The 13057-nt window shown below is 64.4% G+C and carries 13 protein-coding genes; 4 read left to right on the top strand and 9 right to left on the bottom strand.

What is annotated here, in order from left to right:
• The first annotated feature begins 39 nt into the window (after window positions 1–39).
• Window positions 40–2877, top strand: coding sequence for a TonB-dependent receptor (locus P0Y59_11520; GenBank protein ID WEK02276.1), 2838 nt, complete (start codon window positions 40–42; stop codon window positions 2875–2877).
• A 152-nt stretch (window positions 2878–3029) separates the two neighbouring features.
• Window positions 3030–5108, top strand: coding sequence for an NHL repeat-containing protein (locus tag P0Y59_11515; protein WEK02275.1), 2079 nt, complete (start codon window positions 3030–3032; stop codon window positions 5106–5108).
• 64 nt (window positions 5109–5172) lie between these two features.
• Here P0Y59_11515 and asd read toward each other — a convergent pair whose 3' ends face one another.
• Window positions 5173–6024 carry an archaetidylserine decarboxylase gene (asd, locus tag P0Y59_11510; protein WEK02274.1) on the bottom strand — a complete coding sequence of 284 codons (852 nt, stop codon included), beginning with the start codon at window positions 6022–6024 and terminating at the stop codon, window positions 5173–5175.
• 121 nt (window positions 6025–6145) lie between these two features.
• Entirely contained in the window at window positions 6146–6589 is a 444-nt protein-coding gene (locus P0Y59_11505) for an SRPBCC family protein (GenBank protein ID WEK02273.1), read from the bottom strand.
• A 59-nt stretch (window positions 6590–6648) separates the two neighbouring features.
• On the opposite strand from P0Y59_11505, the gene P0Y59_11500 reads away from it, so the two are divergent.
• Window positions 6649–7464, top strand: coding sequence for a helix-turn-helix domain-containing protein (locus P0Y59_11500; protein ID WEK02272.1), 816 nt, complete (start codon window positions 6649–6651; stop codon window positions 7462–7464).
• Window positions 7465–7573: 109 nt separating this feature from the next.
• Here P0Y59_11500 and P0Y59_11495 read toward each other — a convergent pair whose 3' ends face one another.
• On the bottom strand, window positions 7574–8566 hold the full coding sequence (locus P0Y59_11495) for a LysR family transcriptional regulator (GenBank protein WEK02271.1): 993 nt from the start codon (window positions 8564–8566) through the stop codon (window positions 7574–7576).
• 141 nt (window positions 8567–8707) lie between these two features.
• Between P0Y59_11495 and P0Y59_11490 the strand changes: the two genes are divergently transcribed.
• A complete protein-coding gene (locus P0Y59_11490; GenBank protein ID WEK02270.1) occupies window positions 8708–9406 on the top strand; it encodes an alpha/beta hydrolase in 699 nt (232 codons plus the stop codon).
• 66 nt (window positions 9407–9472) lie between these two features.
• On the opposite strand, the gene P0Y59_11485 is transcribed toward P0Y59_11490, so the two are convergent.
• From P0Y59_11485 to P0Y59_11460, 6 genes are all read right to left on the bottom strand, one after another.
• Window positions 9473–10225: a 2OG-Fe(II) oxygenase gene (locus P0Y59_11485; GenBank protein WEK02269.1), complete on the bottom strand. Its 753-nt coding sequence runs from the start codon at window positions 10223–10225 to the stop codon at window positions 9473–9475.
• Window positions 10222–10788 carry a methylated-DNA--[protein]-cysteine S-methyltransferase gene (locus tag P0Y59_11480; protein WEK02268.1) on the bottom strand — a complete coding sequence of 189 codons (567 nt, stop codon included), beginning with the start codon at window positions 10786–10788 and terminating at the stop codon, window positions 10222–10224. The genes P0Y59_11485 and P0Y59_11480 overlap by 4 nt, the downstream gene beginning before the upstream one ends.
• A 130-nt stretch (window positions 10789–10918) precedes the next feature.
• The gene (locus P0Y59_11475) at window positions 10919–11122 is read right to left on the bottom strand and encodes a hypothetical protein (protein WEK02267.1); all 204 of its coding nucleotides are present in this window, start codon (window positions 11120–11122) and stop codon (window positions 10919–10921) included.
• Entirely contained in the window at window positions 11116–11766 is a 651-nt protein-coding gene (alkB, locus tag P0Y59_11470; GenBank protein WEK02266.1) for a DNA oxidative demethylase AlkB, read from the bottom strand. The genes P0Y59_11475 and alkB overlap by 7 nt, the downstream gene beginning before the upstream one ends.
• Entirely contained in the window at window positions 11759–12388 is a 630-nt protein-coding gene (locus P0Y59_11465; GenBank protein ID WEK02265.1) for a hypothetical protein, read from the bottom strand. The genes alkB and P0Y59_11465 overlap by 8 nt, the downstream gene beginning before the upstream one ends.
• 5 nt (window positions 12389–12393) lie before the next feature.
• Window positions 12394–13035, bottom strand: a complete 642-nt coding sequence (locus P0Y59_11460; protein WEK02264.1) for a DNA-3-methyladenine glycosylase 2 family protein — start codon at window positions 13033–13035, stop codon at window positions 12394–12396.
• Window positions 13036–13057 lie beyond the last annotated feature (22 nt).

The raw sequence follows: 13057 nt of genomic DNA, 5'->3' as shown, positions 1-13057 counted from the left end.
TGACATGAAGCTGTCGCGCATGGGCGCCAGTGACGGATCATGTGTCTGACTCACGGCCTTCGTCGCTTCTTCGGGCCATCGAACCACCGTGCTTCCAAACCCGCCGCCCGGTTCGCGGCTGGCCTTCTGGGCGGCATGGCGATGATCGCCCCCGCGCCGGCCCAGGCGGGGCAGGGAGGACGGTCGGTCCTGTTCGACATCCCCGCGCAGGGACTTTCGGCAGCCCTGGACCAGTTCGCGCGTCAGGCCGGGGTTCAGATACTCTATCCCTACGGGGTCGCTACGGCGGGTCGCAACGTGGCGCTGCGCGGCCGGATGCCGGTTCGCGAGGCGCTCGACCGGTTGTTACGCGGGAGCGGGCTCGAGATTGCCCGCTTCACTGATCGGGTCGTCACCCTGCGCGCGGGTGTTCCCTCAGCATTCGCCCGGAGGGTCAAGCGGCTTGACGTCCCGCTGCCCGCGCCTTCGTCTGTTCCCGAGCGGCCTTCACCGCTTCCGCCGGAAATCGTGGTGACCGGGCGCGCCGTCGGCGCGCCGCTCGCGGAGGCCGAACTGAGCTACGCGGTCACGCATATCGATGCTGCCACGCTGGCACGCCAAGGCCCTCAGTCCATGGCTGAGCTGTTCACCCGGATTCCCGGCTTCTGGGTCGAATCGACCGGTGGGGAGGCAAGCAACAATGTCCGCTCCCGGGGGATCCCGACCGATGGTTATTCCTCGGTGGCGCTGCTCGAGGATGGGCTGCCGGTGCAATATGACGGCGGTCTCGGCTATCTGAATACCGACCAGATATATCGGGCCGATCCGACGGTCGAGCGGGTGGAAGCGGTGCGCGGCGGCCCCTCGGCGATCTTCATGCCCAACGCCCCGGGCGGCAGCGTCAACTTCCTCACCCGGAACGGATTGCGTGCTCCGGGATATCGCTTTTCAGCGACCGGCGGCAGCTTCGGCTATGGCCGGATCGACGGATTCGTCGGTGTGCGGATTGCACCCAACCTCGGGGTTTCGCTGGGGGGATTCTATCGGCGCGACGATGGCCTGCGCGATCCTGGCTATCTCGCCGACCAGGGTGGACAGCTCCGCGCCGTCATCGATTACGACAATGGCCGGGCTCGCCTGTCGTTCAACGTCAAGCGGCTGGACGACCGTGTCATTCTCTATCTGCCCGTTCCGCTCCAGTTCGATGCCCGGGGCGACGTCCACGGCATTCCCGGCTTCGATCCGCTGGTCGGCACGCTGGCCGGACCGGACAATCTCAATGTCCCGTTCAAGACCGCTACGGGCCTGCGCGATTTCGACCTGTCGCGGGGCACGCACAGCCGGGTCACCTTCTACACGATGACCGGACGGCTCCCGCTCGGCGGGTTGAGCGCGCTTGAGGTCAAGGCGCGGCTGCGGACCGGCAGCACGGTCAGGAACGGGTTGTTCCCGATCGGCCGGCCGATGTCCGGGAGCATCTATCTCGATAGCGTTCGACAGCAAGTGGCGGCGGCCTTTCCCGGCACGTCGGCGACGCAGATCCGCTACGCTGACACCGGTCAACCGTTTCTGCCCGACAGCAACGGCAACGGGCTGGTCGTCGGCGCCAACCTGCTGTCGGTACGGATGCCGATGCGCGAAGTCATCGGCGATGCGCGGCTGACGCGCAGTGTCGATCGATGGGGGCATCACGACCTGGCGCTTGGCTTGACCTATGATCATGCCAGCCTTGGCTTCGACCGGACGATGGGAACCGTGTTGCTCGATGTGCGCAGCCAGGCGCGGCGGCTCGACGTCGTCGCCCTTGATGCCGGTGGCCGGCAAGTCGGTGCGCTGACCGACAACGGTTTCATACGCTATGGCTCGCTGTTCGACCGGGTCGATCTGCGATCCTCGAACGTCGCTCTGTACTTGGCTGACGAATGGAAGCTGGCGCCCCATTGGCGCATCGACCTGGGCGGACGCTGGGAGCGGATTCGGATCGGCGGCGGTGTCGAAGGCAGTTCCCCTGTGAACCTGGGCGATCCGGCGATGCTGGCCGACGATGCTGTGCTGACCGGCAATGGCAAGATCACGCCGATCCGCCGCACTTTCTCCGGTCTCAGCTGGACCGCCGGCGTCAACTTCAATCCCGGCCCGGGCACCGGCCTGTTCCTGCGGTTCGCGCGCACCGCCAGGCTGCCGAGCGCGACCGAGTTCATCGGCTCGCCGAACCGAACCGACGAGGCGATCGTCCCGATCACGATGGCAGAGGCGGGCCTCATCGTGCGGCGCCGGCACTGGAATCTTTCAGCCGTCGCCTACAAGACTCATTTCGCGCGATTGCCGTTCACTGACTATCGCTTCGATCCGGTGTCCAATACCTATGTCGACCGGACCTCGATCGCCGATACATCCACTGTCGGGCTTGAGCTTGCCGGCCACGCGGACCTGCCGGGGCCACTGCAGCTTGACCTGCAGGCGACGCTTCAGGATCCGCGCTATCGCAATTTCAGCTATGTCGAACTGGCTGGCGGCTTGCCGGTCACGCGCAACGTCACTGGCAATCAGTTGATTCGCGTGCCGGAATTGTCCCTGCGCGCCACGCCAAGCCTCAACCTCTTCGCCGGCAGGCTGCGCATCGCGCCCGAATTCGTGCACTATTCCGATCGCTTCGCCGATATCGCGAACACGCAGCGGCTGCCGTCCTTCTCGCTCGTCAACATCGATATGAACGCCAGAATCAGTGATCGCCTGACGCTCGCGTTGCACGCGACCAATATCACTAACGCGCTCGGCCTGACCGAAGGCAATCCGAGAGCCGGATCGTTCGACGCCGGCGGCATGGGCAGCAGCTATTTTCTCGCCAGGCCTGAGTTCGGCCGTGCCCTGCGTGCGACGCTCAACTTTTCCTATTGATCTCCAGTTGCCTGCTCCTCTTCCCGGGCTGCCGGCGCGACAGGGGCATCTCAATTCCATGGCGCATGCTCGCAAAAGCTTTTAGCGAGCACCGCATTTGCTCCGCAGTCCCCTGTCGAGATGGTTTCGTAATTGCTGCTAAGGCGCGTGTGATGTTCAGGAAATCCCCCGGCAAAATCGTCATTCTGGCCGCCCTGCTCGTTCTGGCTGCGGTGGGGGGTGGTCTCTGGCTGTTGCAGACTCTGGGCTGGTTCGCGCCCGCTCCGACCAGATTCGGCTGGCAGGCGGATCTTGCGACCGTGGCTGGCGACGGCGTTCGCGGCCATGCCGATGGCGCACCGGCCGGCGCGCGCTTCAGCGATCCGTTCGCGGTCGCGATCGACGCGCGCGGCGCGCTCTATGTGGCGGATGCCGGCGACACCAAACGAGTCCGCAAGATCGACGCGGACGGCACCGTCACGACCCTGCCAGGATCGTTCGACACGCCGTCCGGCATCGCCCTCGACACCGCGGGCAATATCATCGTCGCGGATACGGGGGCCAACGCGATCCGCATGATCAGCCCCGCCGGGGCCGTCACCACCCTCGCGGGGGACGGGGTGGCTGGGCTCCGCGACGGTGTGGCGGCGCAAGCGCGCTTCAACGGGCCGATCGGGGTGGCGGCTGACGACAAGGGCAATGTCTATGTCGCTGACAGCTATAATGACCGGATTCGCCTCATCACGCCTGATGGCCAGGTGCGGACGCTCGCGGGTGGCGACGCGCCGGGTTTCGCTGACGGCCAGGGTGCCGCCGCCGCTTTCGATACACCCAGCGGCCTCGCGATCGACCGCCACGGCGCGCTGCTCGTCGCCGATACCGGCAACGATGCGATCCGCAAGGTCGACAAGGATGGTCTTGTCTCGACCGTCGCCAGAACCGATCCGGGCGACGGGGCAGGCCTGCTGAAGGCGCCGATCGCGCTGGCGCCGACCTGGGACGGGTTCCTGTACATCGCCTCCTTCCGCCGCGCGCGTATCGTGCAGATATCGCCCACGGGTGAGCTGCGCGTGCTGGCCGGGCCGGGGGCCGCGATCGATGGCAACGCCGCGCTGCCGCTGACCGGTCCTGCCGGCCTGGCGATCGATCGGGCGGGAGCGCTCTACGTCGCCGACGCCTCGGCCTATGCGATCCGCAAGCTCACCCCGCGCCGCGCCGGTGCCTCCGCCAAGGTGGCCGCGCTTGAACCCGCGCCGCCGGCCCTCGTCCGCGCGCCGGTGTTCCCGTGGCCGGTCGCGCCGCAATATGGCTGGCACGAAGTGGTCGGCGACATGGGCGAGGTGCGTGGCAATTATCAGGGCGAGAGCCGCGATCACCTTCATGCCGGTCTCGATATCAGCGCGCCGGTGGGAGAGCAGGTGCTCGCCTCAGCGAACGAGACGGTGCAGGATCCGCTGCCCAATTGGGACGTGGAAGGGCTGAGCGAAGGCCTGCGCATCGACCAACTCACCTATATCCATATGCGCGTTGGCCGCAGTCCGACGGGTGCGCCGCTCGATCCCGCGCGCTTCCAGGTGATCCGCGATGCCGGGGGCCATGTCACCCGCGTGCGGGTCAAGCGTGGCACCCGTTTCCGCGTCGGCGATCCGCTTGGCACGATCAACCGCATGGCGCACGTCCATCTCGAACTCGGACCGCCGCGCGCCAAGGTCAACGCGTTGCTGCTGCATTTCCCAGGTTTCGCTGATCATATCGCGCCGCATATCGATGACGTGCATATCCTCGATGGGGCAGGCCAGCGCCTGACAGAGATGCAAAATGGCCGCCTCATCGTTCTTGCCGCTGGCGGCACCGTCGCCATCGTCGCCGAAGCCTGGGATCAGGTCGATGGCAACGCCGCCCGACGTCGCCTCGGCCTGTACAGGGCGGGCTTCCAGATATTGAAGGCCGACGGCACGCCGGTGCGTGGGTACGAGCAGCCGCGCATCACGCTCGAATTCGATCGCATGCCGACAGCAGCCGATGCTGCAAAGATCGCCTATGCCCCCGCCAGCGGCGACACAGTCCATAGCGACCAGCGGACACGCTTTCTCTACGTCGTCACCAACATGGTGCGGCACGGTCACGCTGCGCAGGGTGGCTGGAACCCGGCGGATATCCCGCCCGGTAACTACACCATCCGCATCTACGCCGCCGACCGGGCCGGGAATGTCGCATCGACCGGACGTGATCTCCCGATCACCATCCGCTGAGCTATTTGTGGTGCGAGGAAGCCGCGCTGGCTCCGCGCGCGTAATACGCGGTGCCGGAAGGTGCTCAGCCGGGGCTGTTGCCCATCATCTCGCCGAGGCGCACTGGCCGTTTGGGCGCCCAGTCTTTGTTGAAGGCGACGGTGTCCTGCCTGAACAGCATCACGATCGTCGAGCCGAGAAGGAAGCGGCCCATTTCCTGGCCCTTTTTCAGCACGATGTCCTGATCGGCATAGGTCCATTCGGCAACCTTGCCGGTACGCTCCGGATTGACCACGCCGTGCCAGACGGTCGCCATGCTGCCGACGATGGTCGCGCCCACCAGCACCATCACAAACGGGCCACATTCCGGGGATTCGAACACGCACACCACGCGCTCGTTGCGCGCGAAAAGCTTCGGCACGCCGCGCGCCGTGGTCGGGTTCACGGAGAACAGCGCGCCCGGGACGTAGATCATCCGGCTAAGCTTGCCGTCACAGGGCATGTGCAGGCGGTGGTAATCCCTGGGCGACAGGTAAAGATTGGCAAAGCTGCCGTGGCGGAACAGGCTCGCCAGCGCAGTGTCGCCGCCGACCAGTTCGGTGGTGGTGAAGCGATGGCCCTTGGCCTGGAGTATCTGGTCGTCATCAATGGCGCCGAACTGGCTGATCGCACCGTCCACCGGGCAGATGAAGTCAGCCGTGGCGAGAGGCCGAGCGCCTATCTTGAGCGGGCGGGTGAAGAACTCATTGAAGCTGCCATAGCTGGCGATGTCTGGATTCTCGGCTTCGGTCATATCGACGCCGTACTTGCGAACGAACCAGCGGATCAGCGGGAGCGTCATCGCGCTGCCCTGCGCTCCGGCGATCTGGCCCGCGAAAATGGTCAGGCGCCGCTTGGGCAGCAGATATTGAAGCAGAATCTTCAGGTGATCGGACATGCTCGGACTCGAATGGTGGACACCGCCGCGCACCTGTGACGGGGCGGATCGTGCACCTTTTTGGGAAAGGTGCGCCCATCACTTAGACACGCTTGACGTGCATGGACAGTTTTTCTCCTGCCTACTCGTGTTCAGGCAATGATTTCAGGAAGCGTTCAAGCTGATCCAGCACACCATCCCAGTTCTGCTTCGACCTGTCGGCGAGTTCCTGGCTCGGATTGTTGCCCTGGCGAACGGCAACCCGGCATCCGCCTGGCTCGTGCCGAACCTCGAACATGAGCGTGTTGTAGCCGTCGGGCACAGCCTGCCCGGAATCGCTTTCGCGCGCCACGGTCATGGCGAGCATGCGGGGAGGTTCCAGCGCGGTAATCGTCCCACGATCGAAGAACACCTTGCCGTCCCATTCGTAGCGATAGGCAATGGGGCCACCGACCACGCCCGAGCTTTCGACCTGCGCTCCGAACATATACTGCCGGACCTGCTCCGGGTCGATGAGAGCCCTCCAGGCCGCTTCCTGCGGCACCGGCATGAACCGCGACGTCTCAATCTCGAAAACCGATTGCATCGGCTGCTCCTCTTAACTTAGCTGCCGGCTCACCGTTAAGCGGGACATCGGGGACCGTATTGAAGATTTCCGCAGGTCATGCCGAACCACTGTTCCCGACGGATGAAGGGATATTGCGACCCGACTCCCCGTCACCGTCGCTGCGCATGGAGCGTTTTTCACCGCCATCGTCGTTGCAGCCCTATCTGGATCATCTCTGGATCGCCGAATGGGACATCCCGGCGGAAACCTCTCTCCCGCTGGACATTGTCGCGATGCCCTGCGTCAACCTGGTGCTGGTGGGCGAAAACGCCTTTGTGGCAGGCGTCAAAACAGAGCGCCAACGCCATGTTCTCTCGGGCTCCGGCCGTATTGCGGGGCTCCGCTTCAAGCCTGGTGGATTTCGCCCTTTCTTCCTGCAGCCGGTCGCGAGGATACGGAATATGGAAATACCGGCTGCCTCCGTGCATCCGTCGCTCAGCCCGGCATGGGCGCGATCATGCCTGTCGAGGGACGATTTCGGTGTCACGGCAGGACAGGTGTTCGAAACGGTCGCCGCGCTGCCGGTTCATCGCGTGCCCAGGACCGAGGCCGTGGAGCGGATCCTCAAGATCTGCTGGAGCCAGCCGGAACTGCCGGTTCCGGCCATTGCCAGGTCAGGCGGGCTGAACATTCGCACCTTGGAAGCATTGTTCCATGATTCAGTGGGCGTGAGCCTGGTCTGGATCAGGCGGCAGATACGGGCCCTGTCCGCAATGCGCATGGGAGGGCATGAAGGCGGGTGGGCCGGGATCGCTCAGCAACTCGGCTACAGCGATCAGGCGCATATGACGAACCAGTTCAAGCAGGCCATTGGCGTTCCGCCCGGCATTTTCCTCAGAAAGACAGGACGCTGATCCTGTTCTCCATTCGCCGGCTGGTTTGACGTTCATGCCGATGGAGAACTGATCATGGACGCGCGGCCGCCGCCTTATGAGGACGGATGGTGCCGAAGGCAGCCTCTCTTTACGTGGGATTAGCTGTCCCGGGCCCCAATTGTGCCTGATTTACCGAGCTCGGCCGCTTGTCGTTGAATATTTCGTAGATGAGCGAGCGCAGCCATTGGTGCCCGTCGTCGCGATGGCATCGTTCATGCCAGAATTGCGAGATATCGACGGTTGGTATTTCAACCGGGAAGGCCACGGCGCGAACATCCTCCGAATTGGCAAGGGCGCTCGCGACACGGCTTGGGACACTGGCGATCAGATCGCTCGATGCCACGATGCGGCCGATGCCGAAGGAGTGTGCCAGCCGCAGCGCTACGTTACGGGTCTTTCCAGACTTGGTCGAAAGCGCTTCGAGTTCCGATTCGAAACGCGCGTGGCTGCCGACGGTGGGCGTATAGTCGATATGCTCCACGGCGAAGAATTGATCGATGGATAGCGTAGCGCCGATCTCCGGATGCTCTGCGCGAACGAGCACCGCATAGGTTTCATCGAACAGCTTTTGTTGAACGAAGTCCCCGTGGAGCCCGGTGAAGTTGCCGATGGCCAGGTCTATCTGGCCGAGTTTCATCATCTGCTGTGCCGTCTCGAGCGGCACGTAGTGCGTGGACAGATGGATGTGGGGGGCGACCGTCCTGAGCCTGGCGGCAAGCGGGGGTATGAAAACGGATTGCCCGATGTCGCTGACGTACAAGTGGAAGGTGCGCGTCGCGGTGGCGGGATCGAATGCCGCGCCAGCCTTCACCGCCAGGCGGATCGAGGCAAGGCCCTCGTCGAGAAATGCCGCAATGCTGTCCGCCCTCGGCGTCGGTTGCATACCGGTCGCGGTCTTTACGAACAGCACATCGTCAAACAGATCCCGCAGCCGTTTGAGCGCGTTGCTCACCGCGGGCTGGGTGAGATGCAATTGCTCGGCCGCTCGCGTCGTATTCCGGGTGCGATGAAGCACGTCGAAAACAAGCAGGAGGTTGAGGTCGATATTTCGCAGGTCGGCATTGGCCTTCATGGTCGTCATTCATACCGTGAATGAAGGTATGGGAAATCGAAATTTCCGCGAGCCGGTGCGCAGCCGTATCTCGGTGAGGCAGCAACACACTGGCGGTCAATCAGGGCGCTGGCGGGAGTTGAAAGAACGCTACCACGAAGGAGATTTCAGATGTCGAACAAAGCAATCAAGTCGGTCGTCCTGGTCCATGGCGGTTTCGTCGACGGCTCGGGCTGGGAAGGAACCTACCGCGCCCTGACCAGCAAGGGCTACAAGGTCAGCATCGTTCAGAACCCCACCATTTCCCTTGACGACGATGTCGCCGTGACGAAGCGGGTGATCGACGCTGCGGACGGCGATGTGATCCTGGTTGGTCATTCCTATGGCGGCGCGGTCATCACCGAGGCTGGCAATCATCCGAAGGTCGCCGGGCTGGTCTATGTCACCGCCTTTGCGCTCGACGCCGGCGAATCCGTCGGCAAGCTGATCGCCAACCCTGCGCCGGGCGCACCGGTGCCGCCGATCCTGCCGCCGGTCGATGGCTTCCTCATGCTCGACCAGGACAAGTTCGCGGCCTCGTTCGCCGCCGACGTGGAACCGGAACAAGCGGATTTCATGGCGAAGTCGCAAGTGCCATGGGGGCTTGATGCCCTGAACGGCGAGGTGACCACGGCCGCCTGGAAGAACAAGCCCTCCTGGTATCTGGTCGCGACCGACGATCACATGATCCCCGTTCCCGCCCAGCGCATGATGGCGAACCGCGCCGGCGCGAAGACGATCGATCAGGCCGGCAGCCATGCGGTCTATGTCTCGCAGCCTGATGTCGTCGCTGACTTCATCGACAGCGCGGCGCGCGGCGCGACCGATTAAGTCAGAAGATCCCGGCGAACCAGCCCTCCGGATGCGAAAGCGTCCGGAGGGTTACCGTTTCAATCCTCACGTCGCGTCGTGGAAGATGATCCCGACGGTGTGCCTGCTGCCAGACCGTACACGGCTCACGCCATGGCGCAGGTTGACACGATAGGTGCCCCTCGTGCCCTGCACGGGTCGGTTGTGAACGGCGAAGGCGACGGCATCACCTTGCCGAAGCGGCACGACCTCCGCCCGGCTCTGCATGCGGGGCCGCTGCTCGGTCAGCACGAACTCGCCACCGGTGAAATCCACCCCCGGCTCGGAAAGCAGGATCGCCACCTGGATCGGAAAGACATGCTCGCCGTAGAGATCCTGATGGAGGCAATTATAGTCGCCCGGCCCATATTGCAGGAGCAGCGGCGTCGGGCGGCGCTGGCCAGCCTCATGGCATCGTTCGAGGAAGGATGCGTGGTCGGCGGGATATCGCACGTCGATGCCCATGCGCTCGTTCCACGCATCCGCGAGGCTCGCCAGGCGCTGATAGAGCGTCGCACGTAACTCGCCGACGAGATCGGGCAGCGGATAGCGGAAGTAACGATACTCGCCCTTGCCGAACCCGTAGCGGGCCATGTGGACGTGGCTCCGAAAGCGGCTTTCGTCGGAATAGGACGCCGCGATCGCGCGGCTTTCCTCCGGCGTGAGTAGCCCGGGCAGTATCGTTGATCCCTGGCTGTCCAGTTCCTGGGTAGCCGATCGCCAGTCGCATGCGGCAACCCGTGTTGCCGGGGAGCTGGCCGCGGCCGAGGGCGCGATGAAATCGACGATCGATTGTTTCACGCCTGCGCCTCCCGGGCGAGAAGCGCCCGCTTGCGCTCGATGCCCCAGCGATAACCGGCGAGTCCGCCGCCGCTCCGCACGACACGGTGGCACGGGACCGCCAGCGCGAGCGGGTTCGCGGCGCAGGCACGCGCAACCGCTCGTACCGCTTTTGGAGCGCCGATCCGGGACGCGACGTCAGTATAGGTCATCGTCACCCCGGCGGGGATCGTACGCAGGGCGTCCCAGACGCGGCGCTGGAACGGCGTCCCGCCGATATCGAGCGGAAGATCGAGCCCCTCGGCGGGTTTCTCCACAAACCGGGAAAGTCTGGCGAGATCGCCCGCAAGGGCGCCCCGATCCTGCACCAGCTTCGCCTTCGGGAAACGCAGGGCGAGATCAGCTGCAAGCGCGTCGCGGTCGTCGCCGAACAGGATGGCGCAGATACCGGCCGAACGCCGCGCGATCAGCATGTTGCCCAGCGAGGTTTCACCGATCGCAAAGGTGATCGTGGCGGGGCGGGCATCCGTCGTCCCGGCGCGCAGGTTGGCGCGAGCGACGGTCTCGGAGATCGAGCGGGTCATGGCATGTGCTCCTTGCTGGTGCGTTGGGAGCGTCAATATCGGGCGCTGGGACAGACCGAACTCCGGTCCTTGCTTTCGAATCGATGATACTGGACCTTGATCGACAAGCTCACTCGGGAGCGGCTTTCCATCACGAGATTCTGACCACCTCCGTCTCCGCCAGCAGGAAGACTTCGCCGCTGATCATGCGAAGGTGGATATCACCATTGCCGGGAATGGCCCATTCTGCTCTGCCGTCGGCCACGAACCGTCCGAAACAAGCAATGGTCATCGCCCGAGCCGGGTCGGCGTCGAGCAGTCGAGCCATTGCCTCGGGAAGGACGACGGTCAGCACGCGCGACGGAAGGTCAGGTTGATGCGCTGCCTCCCCACCGCATCGTGGAAACCGTCCTTCAGTTCCACCACGCCGTGAAAGCGAAGGCGTGACGGACCGCCCCAGACGGCGACGTCACCATGACCCAGGGCGACCTTGCGCACCGGGTCGTTGCGCTTGATCCCGCCGAACTGGAAGACAGCTGGCAATCCGAGCGAGATCGAGACGATCGGTTGCGTGAAGTCCCGCTCGTTCCGATCCTGATGCAGCGATAGTCGCGCGCCGGGCGCATAGCGATTGACCAGGCAGGCATCCGGCCGGAACCCCGGATACCCGGCCTGCGCCGCCGCGCGTTCGGCCAGCGTCATGAAGCATGCGGGCATCTTCGGCCATGGTTTGCGGGTTTCCGGATCGATCGCGTCGTAGCGATAGCCGGTCCGGTCGGTAACCCAACCGGCCGCGCCGCAATTGGTCATGGCGACCGACATGCAATAACCGCCCGGCGTGACCATGTGCCGGAAAGGCGACGCGGCGGCGATGCCATCGATCGCCTCGATCAACGCCGGTGCGAACGGCAGGGCCAATCCCCGCAACAACACCGCGCCGTCGGCAATGGCTTCGCTTGACGGCTTCTCCCCGAGAAGGTGATCGAACAGATCAGCCATCCGCCGGTGTCCCGATCGAAGGATGCAGAACGGGCCGATAGCCCGCAGCGAACGCCCGGTATGTCGAGGGCGGCGTCAGCATCCCTGCGGCTTGGGCGATATCCTCCCGCGCGGCGTAGCCCTCACTTGTCCAGCGATATGCATTCCCCTTGTAGATCGCGAATGCTGCACTGTTTGCGGCGATCATCGTTCCGTCGGGAAGGTCGGACTGCGCCATCGGGATCGGGTGAAGGCGCTTTTGGCCGTGCTCGACCCGTTCGTGATGGAGTGTCGTATCGATATGGGGCGCCGAAGCATGCTCGCTACCGGCAGCCATCGACCACGCGTTGCGGAACCGTTCGGCATCCGCCCGCCGGCACAGGAAGCAAGGCCGATGGCCAGCGGCAAGCGCAACCGCCTCGTCGAGGAAGAAAAGTTCGGTCCAGCTCCTGGTCGCCATCACCTCTCGGCGGCGGCCCTGATAGTCGCAGGTGCAGATCAGCCAGGACCTGCTCGCCCAGCGACGGCGTAATAGTACCCTTGTCAGGGGATCGTGGATGATCCCGCGATTGCCGGTGAACAGGCCGCGCTGGGGGATCGCGACGATCTCGCCGAACGGGGTGACGCGGTTCTGGAGTGCCATGATGGCTATTCCAGCACATTCCCGCGCGCACGCGGAATGCGCCACAGATACCAGGCGGCAACCGTGCGATGCGGCGACCAGGCCTCGCCGATCTTGCGTAACTCGCGCGGTTTCAGTTGTGCATCGAGCGACTTGAGCACGCGATAGCCTTCGCGAATGCCGAAATCGTCGGCGGGCAGGATATCGCGGCGCTCGAGCGAGTACATCAGCAGCATCTCCACGGTCCAGCGTCCGATGCCCTTGATGGTGGTGAGCCGGGCGATGAGGGTCTCATCGTCCATGACCGCCGCCACCTCTCGTGCCGGGACCAGACCCGAAAGCGTGCCTTCGGCAATCGCCTTGATCGTCGCGATCTTCGCCGCCGAGAAACCGCAGGCGCGCATTGCCTCGAACTCGGCACCGACGAGATGCACGGGCGACGGAAAATCGCCATCCGCGACCACGGTCTTGAGCCGGTCGATCATCGCGTCGCCAGCCTTCGCGGTCAGTTGCTGATAGGCAATCGCGCGCACGAGCGCCTCATAGGGCTCACGTGCCGCCTTGGGATCGTGTCGGCACGGTCCGACCTGATCGATCAGCGCGGCCCAGTCGGAATCGAGATTGCCGAGAAAGGCGATCGAATCCACATAGCGTGTCGAGAGCGTCATTGCGGCCTGTCGCCCGACCCGA

This window comes from Candidatus Sphingomonas phytovorans (genome assembly GCA_029202385.1).
Classification (GTDB): Bacteria; Pseudomonadota; Alphaproteobacteria; order Sphingomonadales; family Sphingomonadaceae; genus Sphingomonas; species Sphingomonas phytovorans.
This window is presented reverse-complemented; position numbering and strand designations above follow the sequence as displayed.

Bases quoted from the DNA above. Each gene is read 5' to 3' on its own strand.
- P0Y59_11515 (WEK02275.1), top strand. From the start codon at position 3,030: ATGTTCAGGAAATCCCCCGGCAAAATCGTCATTCTGGCCGCCCTGCTC.
- P0Y59_11505 (WEK02273.1), bottom strand. From the start codon at position 6,589: ATGCAATCGGTTTTCGAGATTGAGACGTCGCGGTTCATGCCGGTGCCG.
- P0Y59_11480 (WEK02268.1), bottom strand. From the start codon at position 10,788: ATGACCCGCTCGATCTCCGAGACCGTCGCTCGCGCCAACCTGCGCGCC.
- asd (WEK02274.1), bottom strand. From the start codon at position 6,024: ATGTCCGATCACCTGAAGATTCTGCTTCAATATCTGCTGCCCAAGCGG.
- P0Y59_11520 (WEK02276.1), top strand. From the start codon at position 40: ATGTGTCTGACTCACGGCCTTCGTCGCTTCTTCGGGCCATCGAACCAC.
- P0Y59_11460 (WEK02264.1), bottom strand. From the start codon at position 13,035: ATGACGCTCTCGACACGCTATGTGGATTCGATCGCCTTTCTCGGCAAT.
- P0Y59_11490 (WEK02270.1), top strand. From the start codon at position 8,708: ATGTCGAACAAAGCAATCAAGTCGGTCGTCCTGGTCCATGGCGGTTTC.
- P0Y59_11465 (WEK02265.1), bottom strand. From the start codon at position 12,388: ATGGCACTCCAGAACCGCGTCACCCCGTTCGGCGAGATCGTCGCGATC.
- P0Y59_11495 (WEK02271.1), bottom strand. From the start codon at position 8,566: ATGACGACCATGAAGGCCAATGCCGACCTGCGAAATATCGACCTCAAC.
- alkB (WEK02266.1), bottom strand. From the start codon at position 11,766: ATGGCTGATCTGTTCGATCACCTTCTCGGGGAGAAGCCGTCAAGCGAA.